Source organism: Gallibacterium faecale (genome assembly GCF_027920745.1).
Classification (GTDB): Bacteria; Pseudomonadota; Gammaproteobacteria; order Enterobacterales; family Pasteurellaceae; genus Gallibacterium; species Gallibacterium faecale.
This window is the reverse complement of record NZ_JAQIBB010000100.1, coordinates 1-10,618: the sequence shown is the minus strand read 5'-3', so window position 1 is coordinate 10,618 and position 10,618 is coordinate 1. Positions and strand designations below refer to the sequence as shown.

Sequence of the window (10,618 nt, the reverse complement as noted above, 5' to 3'; positions counted from 1 at the left end):
CTTTATATCAAATTGCCCGATATTGCGATGAATTAGTCCCTGATGGTTTTGGCGGTAGGGAACCTCGCTTTACCTGTAATGTATATCTTCAAACAAGAGAAGAAGCCTATAAATTATTAAAAGACCTCGCTTCAGCGTTTCGTGCGATGAGTTACTGGGCGAGCGGCACGCTTGCTTTAGTACAAGATGCACCGAAAGACCCAGTTTACCAGTTTAACAATACCAACGTGGTTAACGGCACATTTACACGAGCAGGAAGCAATATCAAAACTAGACATAATGTTGCACTCGTTACATGGAATGACCCGAATAATATGTTCAAACAAGCTGTTGAGTATGTAGAAGATGCAGAAGCGATTGTCAAAATGGGCTATGTATCAGAAACAGAAGTGGTCGCGTTTGGTTGTACGTCAAGAGGGCAAGCAAGGCGTGTAGGGAAATGGTTGTTATTCACCGAACAACATGAAAGCGAGGTAGTAACGTTTAGCGTTGGTCAGGACGGCGTTATTCCAATGCCTGGTGACATTATCCAAGTATCTGATGTTCATCGAGCAGGTGAACGGATGGGCGGACGTGTTAAAGAGGGTTCAACAACATCAACAATATTGTTAGATACAGAGATTACATTAGAAAGCGGAAAAAATTATATTCTTTGTCTGATTAATAATAATGGCAACCTTGAACAACGTAATATTAATACACGAGGTACCGTTTCACGCGTTACTGTTAATAGTACATTTAGTTCAATCGCCCCTGGTAGCACATGGATTATCTCGAAAGCGGATTTATTACCTGAACTTTATAGGGTAGTTGCTATTGCCGAAAATAGCGATAGCACATTTACAATTAGTGCAGTGGATCACAATCCGTCAAAGTATAACTATATTGAGAGAGATTGGGCTTTTAGAGAACGAGATACAAGTAATCTTACGCTTAATACAGGGGTAAGAGATGTCGTTATTACTGATGAGATATATAAAGGTCTTGGAAATACTGTACTAACACGCATTGTTGTGAGTTACGCACCTGCAACAAGCACTACATCACGCTATCAATTAAGTTATCGTGAGGGTAACGGCAACTGGGTAACATTACCAATTACTAACGATAGTACGATTGAAATTCCGAATGTTAAAGACAAAGGTAACTATCAAATTAAAATTGATACCGCGAACGTGCTAGGTACGTGGACAAAAGCGACAACTACATATAGCTACAGTCCTATTGGTAAACTTAGACCACCCAATGATGTGATGGGGTTTGATAGTTATGTCTTATCGCAAGAGGGCTGTTTTGTTAGATGGGATATGGTGCCGGATATCGACTTAGACCACTATGAAGTGAGAACAGGGCAATCATTCGAAGTATCAACATTAGTCGCAAAAGTGAAAGCGAATGAGCTTAATGCTGGTTTTATCACAAGTGGTACACATCGTTTCTGGGTGGTGGCGGTTGATTCATCAAATGTACGGTCGATAAGTCCTCAGTTTATTGATGTGGCGATTAACTCAGGTAACGTACCAGAATTAACGGCTGAAATTGTAGGCGAGGAAGTATTGCTGACATGGTCAGAAGTAATTCACAATTCATTTGCTACGGAGATGTATGAAGTTAGACGAAATAACCAAGTCATCGCAACTGTAAAAAGCACATCGTTTAAGTTTAAGGCGGATTATTCAGGCAATGCACAATATTCCGTGACAGCGATTGACTTAGGCGGTAATCGAAGTGAAGCAGCAAACGCTGAATTAGTGATTTATCCACCAAATTTCGTGCAAATCTCACAGCAAGTTATTGATAACTATGTAATGTTGAAATGGACAAATGCGCGTACATCATTACCGATTGTGTATTACGAACTCTATAAAGGTGATGATTTTGCGACTGCTGAATTACTGACTCGTATTGATGGCTTAGCATTTCCGCAATTCGAAACTAAAGCGGGTCGTTACAAATACTGGGTGCGAGCGGTTGACAGTGCAGGTAATCGTGCCGTTGAGCAATTTATACTCGCAAATGTCAGTGAGCCACCTGATTACATCCTGAAATATAACTACAACAGCGAGTACGGCGGTACATTTAGTAATGCACGCACTATCGATAACAATCTCTATTTACCAATCAACACGACGCAAACTTGGCGACAACACTATGAGATTAACGGATTTACAAGTCCACAATCTCAGGTTAATGCCGGATATCCTTTGTATCTACAACCAACTGAGCAATCTGGTAGTTATGAAGAAACAATCGACTACGGCACGATTTTAGCGTCCAGTAAAATCACGATTACACCAAAAGTGATAAGTAGTGGTGCTTATAAGATAGCGTATTACATTGCAGTAAGAGGAGCGGAAACAGAAGAATGGCGAGAGCATACAGAAGCATCAATCTATGAAACGAAGTTTAGATATTTGAAATTTAGAATCACAATTACTGCCGCAAACGAACCAGTAATTATTGATGATATTAATATCAAGCTCGATCAAAAACTCAAAACAGATGGCGGAACTGTTTATGCAAATAAAAACGATGTAAACGGCACATGGGTAGATTTTAGTGTGCCATTTATTGATGCGGGATTACCAGTACTGACACCGCAAGCAACAGTACCAATGTTTGCAGTGAGTAATTTTAAAGATGAGCCGTATCCAACGGGGTTTTACGTGTTTTTGTTTGATAAAAATGGCAATCGAGCGAGCGGTAATGTTGGCTGGGTAGTGAAAGGAGTATAAATATGGCGGATTATAAAAAACCGACAGTGGATAGTAATTACATTAATTTTGTTGACGAATTACATCAAGCGATTAACGCAACGGCAACTTGGAATGATGGGAATAATCAAAATATACCAATCGGAGCAAAGCGATGGAATGATACTAGCAAGATTTTTGAAAAGTATACGGGTGCGAAATGGGTTGCTTTGTCCTCTAGATATAATCTGCCTGTATATTGGGGCAGTATTATTAATAAACCCGTTTTTGATAGCAGTGTAACAAGCACATCAACTAAGACATTTGCAACACCAAAAGCTGTTAAAACAGCAAATGACAATGCAAATACTCGTGTATCAAAATCAGGCGATACGATGTCTGGGAATTTAATTATTAATGCAGGGGATTACTCTAAATTAGTATTAGCTAATAGCTCAAACCAATTTATGCTGTTAGAGGTAAATCCGGCTGATAGTAGAAGTATTGGTAATATTATACTCAGACAAGGAGATATTAATTATTCAGAAAGTAATATTATTGTTATTAACATACCAAGAAAAAACGGGGAAATTGCTTTTAAAGAGGACACAGTATCAAAATCGGGCGATACGATGTCTGGGAATTTAATTATTAATGCAGGGGATTACTCTAGTGTATCATTAAAGAATAGCAGTAATTACAAATTAATGCTTGAAGTGAATTCTCATTCAGCAACATCAATGGGTAATATTATTTATCGTTTAGATGGCGCAGCAAGTAATACTGCGATGATTGGATTACCCAAAAAAACTGGGACTATGTTATTAAAAGAAGATTTTAATAGCTCAATTGGGGGTGTAGCTGGGTATACTAGATTGCCAAATGGTTTGCTAATGCAGTGGGTACAAGCTAATTCAAATATTAGGGAAAGTAATAAATTAGCTTTTCCGATTCCGTTTTCTCGTATCATTTTAGCAGTTAATTCACAAACGTGTGGCGGGGCTGATAATTTCGATTTAGATCTCTTTTACAATAACACACACGTGTGGGGACGTTATCAAACATCATTGAAAGTAATAGCAATTGGAGAATGATAATTCATTATTTTTTCGATAAAAATACATATCTATTTTATCCAGCTGATTTAATAGATAATTATAATATAGATAGAAAGAACTGTAAGTTGGTAGATGAAGCCACTTTTAGAGCCATTATTAATGGCTGCGGGCAACGTTCAGCAGACTCAGACGGTAATCCTATTTTGATTCCCTATGCTCCAAGCGAATATCATACATGGAACGGCACAGAATGGATTATCAGTGAAGAAAAACAAGCAGAACTATTAGCGATACAGCAAGCTGAAGTGTGGGAACGTATCAAAGAATATAGATACAATCGTAGTCTAGGCGGTGTATATATAGTGAGTGTAGATAAGTGGTTTCAGACAGGCGAAGAAGAAAAGACAAAATATTTAGGGTTATCCCAAGTTATAGACAAATTAGGTTCTATATCTTGGAAAACCTTTGAAAATGATTTTGTTGAGATGACGCCAGACTTGCTTGCTAAAATCTTCGCAGAAATGGTACGAGCTGAAAATGCTGACCACGTCAATGCTGAGCGCCATAAAGTGGCAATGATGCAATCGGATAAACCGCTTGAGTATGACTATACAGCAGGTTGGGAGCGGAGATATGCAGATTAAACAAATACTGATAGCACTAGACCAACTTGCTAATACATTAGCTGGTGGCTATGCGGATGAAACGATAAGTAGTCGATGTTATCGCAACACAAAACTAAAAGACTCACCAAAAAATCGGTGGGTCTTTTTTTATACGCTAATTAATACGCTATTTTGCAATAAAAATCACTGCAAAGAATCGTATCAAAGCGAAGTGCTAAGACGACAATATCCGAACGATTTTAAGGAGTAATTATGCCTATCTTATTTATATAAAATAATTGGTAGGTGATTTAGTGGGTAATTTAAGAATAAATTATTATATTTGTATTAAAATCAATGGTTTATTATTAGATAATGGAGGCGTGTACCGGAGTTGAACCGATCTACATGGATTTGCAATCCAGTGCATAACCGCTTTGCTAACACGCCAAAATAATATTAATGAGTGATATAAAGAATTAAGAAATAGTTAAAACAAAGAAAAAATCACAATCTTTATTATCAATGGTGCCCGAAGCCAGACTTGAACTGGCACGCCCCGAAAGGCGAGAGATTTTAAATCTCTTGTGTCTACCGATTCCACCACCCGGGCAGTTTGGAGCGGGAAACGAGGCTCGAACTCGCGACCCCGACCTTGGCAAGGTCGTGCTCTACCAACTGAGCTATTCCCGCATATTTTTTTATCAAATTTTAATGGTGCCCGAAGCCAGACTTGAACTGGCACGCCTCGAAAGGCGAGGGATTTTAAAAAACTTATATAATTTAATAAAATCAATAACTTATTTATAAACAATGGCTTATAAATGGCAAAAAGTAGGTAAATACGAGGAAATACAAGTAAAACAGCCACTAAAAATAGACATAAATTTAAGGGCAAAAATAGATAAAATTTAGATGCCGTTTAATGGGTTTAACGAACGAGCCGTATCTAAATAATCAGGGGCAAAATGAGCATAACGCATTGTCATGTTAAGCGTTGAATGCCCCAAGATGTCTTTTAATACTAAAATATTACCCCCGTTCATCATAAAGTGGCTTGCGAAAGTGTGGCGTAAAACGTGCGTGCGTTGCCCTTTAGGCAATTTGATTTTTGCCCGTTCCAACGCATCAGCAAATGATTCGTAAGCATCACCAAAAATACGACCTTTTTTAATCGGGAGCATATTATAAAGCTCGGGTGAAATCGGCACAGTACGATTCTTATTGCTTTTCGTGTTGATGTAAGTCACTTTAAACGGCATCAACTGATAATCTTCTAGTTTTTCCGCTTCGCTCCAACGAGCTCCTGTGGCTAAACAAATTCTAACGATATATTTAAGATCAGGATTGCGAGATCGGTCGCACTCTTCTAAAAGGCGTTTAATTTGCGGTGCTTTTAGATAAGTTACGCCCGCATCTTTTTCCTTAAATTGTCGGATACCAGCTAACGGATTTTCTTTTTTCCATTTGCCAAGATATTTTAATTCGTTGAAAACTGCTCTTAAATAAGAGTGTTCTCGATTAATTGTGGCTTGTGTCGGTGGGCGTTTCGGGTTTTGCGAAAATTTACCCGCTAACCGAAGCTGGCGATATTCTGCAAAGTCTTCTGTTGTAAAAGAGTTAGCTAATGGGTCGCCCAAATAACGGCATAAATTAAGCAGCTTTTGCAAACGGTTTTCACCGTCTTTCAGTGTTTGTCCGTGCAACTCATACCACTGCTGCACGAAAAAAGATAGGGTTTCAGCGGGTTGATTATTAATAACTTCGCTATCATCAATCTGTTCATCTTTATTCGCATTTAAACGATAAAAGCGACTAGCTTCGCCTTTGGTCAAAAACCATTTGCGAATTCGTTTGCCGTCTTTATAAAATTCGGCAAGCCATTTACCGCTTTTACTGTTATCTTTGCGAACGCCCATAGATACTTTTATTCAGGAGTAGGAATTTCACCAGTTTCTAACATATGATAAAACTGTTGTTCAGTAAGTATTAGAACAAGTTCATCATCTGCTTTTTTTATTTTTTTATGATCTGCTATATCATTATTTCCTACAACTAAGAAATGCAAACTATCCGTTATAGTTTTACGAACATTGAAATTTTTTTCATTTGCTATTTTTGTAAGATTGCTTAGTTGATTTTCGGTAAAGCCTGTGAAGCAAACATTTAACTTAGTATTTTTTAGTTTTCTTTTTATTCGTACATTAGCTAAATCTAACCATTCTTGAACAGATAAAGATTTTCCTTGATAGATAACATTACCAACAATTCTATCAATAATAAAAGTTCGCTCTTCATTTCTAAGATGACAAAAACCTTGAATATAAGGATCATCAATTGAGTAAATATCAACTGTTCGTTTGGTTAAAAAGCCTTCTGCATCTTTATAGCTGAAAGTAATAGTGGAAATATTAATATTTTTATTCTTGTATTCATTGTGATCATAATTAACTTGTTTTAAAGAGTTAGCTTTATCAAATAAGTTATACTTTTTATTTAATAAATAAAGAATAGGAATTAATATTAAAAATATAATAAATAAAAGTTTTGGCGGTAGTGGTGTAAAAAGTATGCTAGATGCAAAATGAATAATAACTACAATGAAAAAAGCAATAGATGTGTATTTCATCACTCTTTCTCCATTTTTAAGATAACTTTCCCAACAATTTCAATATCTGAAACATTGGCTTCAAACGAAAATTTACCGCCATCAACTCGCACTTTCCCACATGGAAGAATGGTTAAATAGCGAATTAAATGTGAATTTTCGACCGTAACAAAATAATCGCCATCAACTAAATCGCCGTATTGCGTATTAATAAAATAAGTCTTGTTTTCTTCAACGGCACACAGCGTGGTATCTGGGTTAGTCCCCTTTGGCAAATGTGGAAGCATGAAAGCGGTTGATGGTAACTTGAAAACTTTTCCATTTTCTAAGCGTATTCTATGAAAAAATTTCATATCGCTAATTTCGTTAAAAATAGGCTCTTCACCGAAGCATAAATATTCCATTCTTGCACCTGTTTCTAGATGACAGCGAGCGATTAAATCGGCAGGGAAAAAATCACGTTTAACCCAAGAACTGAAAGTATTTGGCGAAATATTTAAATACTCGCCAAAGTCTTTTCTTTTAGTAAATCCATATGCTTTTTGAAGCCTATCGATAACTTCTTTTCCGCCCTTAAATTCATTTTTCATAAAATTGACCATAAGAAATGTATTGCAAGTTAAAAATGACCATTGTATTATCTTATGGTCAAATTTAACCATAAAGTGAGGTTAAAATAACTCTTTTTAATTCATTTAGAAATCATATCACAAAGCATAGAGGGGTGCTATATGCAAGAAAAGCAACAACAAGCAGGGCGGACAAAAGTACAAATTTACTTAACAGATGAACAGCTTGAGAAACTAAAGCAAATTGCCGAAAGCGAATACCGTAGCGTAACCAATATGGGCTTAACGTTTATCTTAGAGGGCATCAAACAAAGAGAGGCGACTGCATGAACAAACAAGCACAAAAGTCTGCGCATATTACCGTAAGTATTTCAAAAGAGGTTTATCAGATTTTGGCGAAAGTTGCAGACGAAGAACAAAGAAAAATGGCTCAACTAGCAAGAAACATCTTGCTAGAGGGAATGAAAGCGAGGGGGTTGGTATGATTTTAAATGGTGCTAGAACGGCTCGTCATCATCAGAATAATCATTCTTCCGCTGATAATAAGGGTTGTTTGCTAAACGAGCAGAACGGGCGTTACGAATTTTCTGATTTAACGGTATATCCCGTTCAAGCATTGGATCGATTGCAAGTGCAAGCTCGACGAGTTGGTCAGCTTGTTCGAAACGGTTATAGCTGTTCAATACAGCCGTTAAACGGCGAATTTCAGAAGCAAAATCAGCAGCACGAAAAAGATTCTTGGCAATCGCTAATTTGTATAGTTGCTGAATTGTACTATCAGAAAGATGCAATGAATGAGGATTTGTCAGCAAACACTGGCAAAAACACTCAATCAAGCAATAAACGTTATTTGGATGAACCCCGTTTATTTTTTCCTGATCTGGTGTCAGCTGTTTGCTCAGTTGGTCTGCCGTTGCTGGGTGAAATCTCTCCATATCGTCAGGTTGCATTATTTGCTCCTTTAGTGGATGCGTTAGATGAAGTGACAACAAATTTAGTCAGTGAGTTAATTCGGTTACTTATCTTAACGAAAGCAACAAAACAATATCAAGTCGTGCATATATCAGAAGCCACATTACAAAACAGATTAACGAAACTCATTGATAGCTTTTTAGAAAGTAAGGGGGACGAATGACTCAAATTGTTATAGATGTGCCGTATTTAACGATAAAGGAATTTTCACGCAGATCGGGAATGAATATCGAAACAATAAAAAAGAAGATTAGTGCGGGGTTAATACCAACAATGAAACGTAAGAGTGCACAGCAAAAAGCGCTAATCAATATGGTTGCTTTAACAAAACAAGCGCTAGCCGAAGCTAACGCAGAAAGAATCTAATAAAAAGAGGTGAGAGAAATGATTAACGAGAAGATTCAACTAAACGACGTAAAAAAACATGAAACACATCTTTTAATTCATCAGACGTTTGTTCATCTAAAAGAGCGTGTAGCTCATTCTCAACAGAATCAAGTACGTCATGATGATGTTCAGCAAGTGCAATCAACAGAGCGGAAAGCACACGCTCCTGGAGTGCTAACTGCAGTTCCATTTGAGCAACTCGCACTTCAAGCGATTTTTGATTATCTGGGATCGAATGGGTCATATCAAGAAATCTCATTATTAGTACAAAAATTAACAGAGATATTAGCAAACGGAGCAACAAATGCAAGCAATCGTAATAAATCAAGCAGCTGCTGAATGGTGTGAGAAAGCTTATAAAACGTTGGGTGAATCAAAATATCGTGTAGAGCGAACTTTCGATCATCTCACAGTAAGAGAAAAAGAGATTTTAACGGCGATTGCAGATTTACCTTATTCACCACGTTTAAGCGATTTTACCGAAGATGAACAAAGACGAATCGGCAAAGCGCTAAAAGAAATATCCGTACTACGTAATAAATTCCCGAAAGGGTTGTTACTAAAAGAATTTAACGAAATTGAGGTGCAGCAATGAGATATTTAAATCTAGATCGCATTAATCGCAAAAACGCAGAAGCAGCAGTGTATTACTTGAGTGAAAGCGCAATCGGTGCGTTAGGGTTATGCAAAACAAGACCGCATCAATCAAGAGTAAAACTATCAAATAGTGCAGCTCGTGCAAGACGTGCAGCTGCAGAAATGAAAGCACTAATCAAATTACTAGATCAAAGAAAGAGGGTATTGCAATGAGCGAAGTTATTTTTATTGACGGTGTAGATCGTATCAGTATCACGAAAACACAAGACGGATATAGCAAAACAGTTTATCAGTTATCGCCCAAATGGGGATTTTGGGAAAAGGGAAAAGTACAAGAGTTTAAAAGATTTGATGAATTGCTGATTGACTTAATGCAAAGCGAATTAAAGCAAACAGACGGTACACCACTCAACTGTTTTAACGCAATCAACAATATTACCCAACAACTGAATGATGAACGAATAAGATTACAGGAATTTTAAACATGATGGAATGGCAACAGGAGCAACGGTTTGATTATGAAGCGCAATATGTGCCGAACATAAGCGAACCGAACGAGAAGCAGAGAAAGTTGCCAGATCCAACACCAACCGCAGCACAATTAGAACTCTTTGCCATTAATCCGCACGACTATGATTTAGTCGAGCAATGGTTATCAAAATTACCTCGCCAACAACAACGCGAACACTTCCGAAAAATCTACATTAGAGAATACAAGTCAGTAAAAGATGATGGCTCAATCGCTTTTAAATTTGGCAACAAACAACGTAAGCACGCAAACGAAGCAATCAGAGAAATTTTACTAAACCGTTTAGATATGGTTATGCAACGTTATGATTTTGATGTGGCGTGGGTCGATATGTTAGAAGTTGGGTTATCACGTAGAGAAGAAGAACTCGCAGAATCAGATGAGCTCACAGATACACAACGAGAACAATTAAGCGAACAACAAAAAGCACAAATTAAACGTGATAACACAATCAGACGTATTAAAAACCGCATTACAGCAGAAAAATCAAAATTTAAAACGTTAGAAAAGGCAAAGTTGCCGTTTTTTATGTTGTCGCCTGGGCGTGTTGAAGAAGTTGCCGAAACGTTAAGTAAGCTCATTTCAAATTATCAATATGAT

At 37.3% G+C, this 10,618-nt stretch carries 15 protein-coding genes, 3 tRNA genes and 1 pseudogene; 11 read left to right on the top strand and 8 right to left on the bottom strand.

Annotated elements, in window-relative coordinates:
* The 3 genes from PF272_RS10830 to PF272_RS10820 form a co-directional block, all read left to right on the top strand.
* Window positions 1-2,735: TipJ family phage tail tip protein (locus PF272_RS10830; protein WP_271142767.1), on the top strand; the 2,735-nt coding region annotated here is incomplete at its 5' end.
* 2 nt (window positions 2,736-2,737) lie between these two features.
* Window positions 2,738-3,787 carry a tail fiber protein gene (locus PF272_RS10825; RefSeq protein ID WP_271142766.1) on the top strand — a complete coding sequence of 350 codons (1,050 nt, stop codon included), beginning with the start codon at window positions 2,738-2,740 and terminating at the stop codon, window positions 3,785-3,787.
* 89 nt (window positions 3,788-3,876) lie between these two features.
* The gene (locus PF272_RS10820) at window positions 3,877-4,395 is read left to right on the top strand and encodes a DUF4376 domain-containing protein (RefSeq protein WP_271142765.1); all 519 of its coding nucleotides are present in this window, start codon (window positions 3,877-3,879) and stop codon (window positions 4,393-4,395) included.
* A gap of 337 nt (window positions 4,396-4,732) precedes the next feature.
* On the opposite strand, the gene PF272_RS10810 is transcribed toward PF272_RS10820, so the two are convergent.
* The 6 genes from PF272_RS10810 to PF272_RS10785 all read right to left on the bottom strand — a co-directional run bounded on the left by PF272_RS10810 (window position 4,733) and on the right by PF272_RS10785 (window position 7,554).
* Window positions 4,733-4,806, bottom strand: a tRNA-Cys gene (locus tag PF272_RS10810).
* 76 nt (window positions 4,807-4,882) lie between these two features.
* Window positions 4,883-4,969 (bottom strand) — tRNA-Leu (locus PF272_RS10805).
* Window positions 4,970-4,973: 4 nt separating this feature from the next.
* Window positions 4,974-5,049 (bottom strand) — tRNA-Gly (locus PF272_RS10800).
* A gap of 218 nt (window positions 5,050-5,267) precedes the next feature.
* Entirely contained in the window at window positions 5,268-6,275 is a 1,008-nt protein-coding gene (locus PF272_RS10795) for a phage integrase (protein WP_271142763.1), read from the bottom strand.
* Between the two features lie 8 nt (window positions 6,276-6,283).
* On the bottom strand, window positions 6,284-6,985 hold the full coding sequence (locus PF272_RS10790) for a BRCT domain-containing protein (protein WP_271142762.1): 702 nt from the start codon (window positions 6,983-6,985) through the stop codon (window positions 6,284-6,286).
* Window positions 6,985-7,554, bottom strand: a complete 570-nt coding sequence (locus PF272_RS10785) for a phage repressor protein CI (RefSeq protein ID WP_271142761.1) — start codon at window positions 7,552-7,554, stop codon at window positions 6,985-6,987. Before PF272_RS10785 ends, PF272_RS10790 begins: the two co-directional genes overlap by 1 nt.
* A gap of 141 nt (window positions 7,555-7,695) precedes the next feature.
* Between PF272_RS10785 and PF272_RS10780 the strand changes: the two genes are divergently transcribed.
* The gene (locus PF272_RS10780; protein WP_271142760.1) at window positions 7,696-7,863 is read left to right on the top strand and encodes a hypothetical protein; all 168 of its coding nucleotides are present in this window, start codon (window positions 7,696-7,698) and stop codon (window positions 7,861-7,863) included.
* Window positions 7,860-8,018: a hypothetical protein gene (locus tag PF272_RS10775; protein WP_271142759.1), complete on the top strand. Its 159-nt coding sequence runs from the start codon at window positions 7,860-7,862 to the stop codon at window positions 8,016-8,018. The genes PF272_RS10780 and PF272_RS10775 overlap by 4 nt, the downstream gene beginning before the upstream one ends.
* Window positions 8,019-8,030: 12 nt before the next feature.
* Here PF272_RS10775 and PF272_RS10770 read toward each other — a convergent pair whose 3' ends face one another.
* Entirely contained in the window at window positions 8,031-8,345 is a 315-nt protein-coding gene (locus PF272_RS10770) for a hypothetical protein (RefSeq protein WP_271142758.1), read from the bottom strand.
* Between PF272_RS10770 and PF272_RS10765 the strand changes: the two genes are divergently transcribed.
* Window positions 8,336-8,668 (top strand): hypothetical protein, encoded by a 333-nt coding sequence (locus tag PF272_RS10765; RefSeq protein ID WP_271142757.1) that lies wholly within the window; start codon window positions 8,336-8,338, stop codon window positions 8,666-8,668. The two genes, PF272_RS10770 and PF272_RS10765, sit on opposite strands and share 10 nt — an antisense overlap.
* Entirely contained in the window at window positions 8,665-8,871 is a 207-nt protein-coding gene (locus PF272_RS10760; protein WP_271142756.1) for a MerR family transcriptional regulator, read from the top strand. Before PF272_RS10765 ends, PF272_RS10760 begins: the two co-directional genes overlap by 4 nt.
* A 22-nt stretch (window positions 8,872-8,893) precedes the next feature.
* Here PF272_RS10760 and PF272_RS10755 read toward each other — a convergent pair whose 3' ends face one another.
* The gene (locus PF272_RS10755; RefSeq protein ID WP_271142755.1) at window positions 8,894-9,136 is read right to left on the bottom strand and encodes a hypothetical protein; all 243 of its coding nucleotides are present in this window, start codon (window positions 9,134-9,136) and stop codon (window positions 8,894-8,896) included.
* A gap of 60 nt (window positions 9,137-9,196) precedes the next feature.
* On the opposite strand from PF272_RS10755, the gene PF272_RS10750 reads away from it, so the two are divergent.
* The 4 genes and pseudogenes from PF272_RS10750 to PF272_RS10735 form a co-directional block, all read left to right on the top strand.
* On the top strand, window positions 9,197-9,487 hold the full coding sequence (locus PF272_RS10750) for a hypothetical protein (protein ID WP_271142754.1): 291 nt from the start codon (window positions 9,197-9,199) through the stop codon (window positions 9,485-9,487).
* Window positions 9,484-9,702 carry a hypothetical protein gene (locus tag PF272_RS10745; RefSeq protein WP_271142753.1) on the top strand — a complete coding sequence of 73 codons (219 nt, stop codon included), beginning with the start codon at window positions 9,484-9,486 and terminating at the stop codon, window positions 9,700-9,702. The genes PF272_RS10750 and PF272_RS10745 overlap by 4 nt, the downstream gene beginning before the upstream one ends.
* Window positions 9,699-9,971 carry a hypothetical protein gene (locus PF272_RS10740; protein ID WP_271142752.1) on the top strand — a complete coding sequence of 91 codons (273 nt, stop codon included), beginning with the start codon at window positions 9,699-9,701 and terminating at the stop codon, window positions 9,969-9,971. The genes PF272_RS10745 and PF272_RS10740 overlap by 4 nt, the downstream gene beginning before the upstream one ends.
* A 2-nt stretch (window positions 9,972-9,973) precedes the next feature.
* Window positions 9,974-10,618: pseudogene (locus PF272_RS10735) on the top strand (hypothetical protein); the annotation flags it as partial.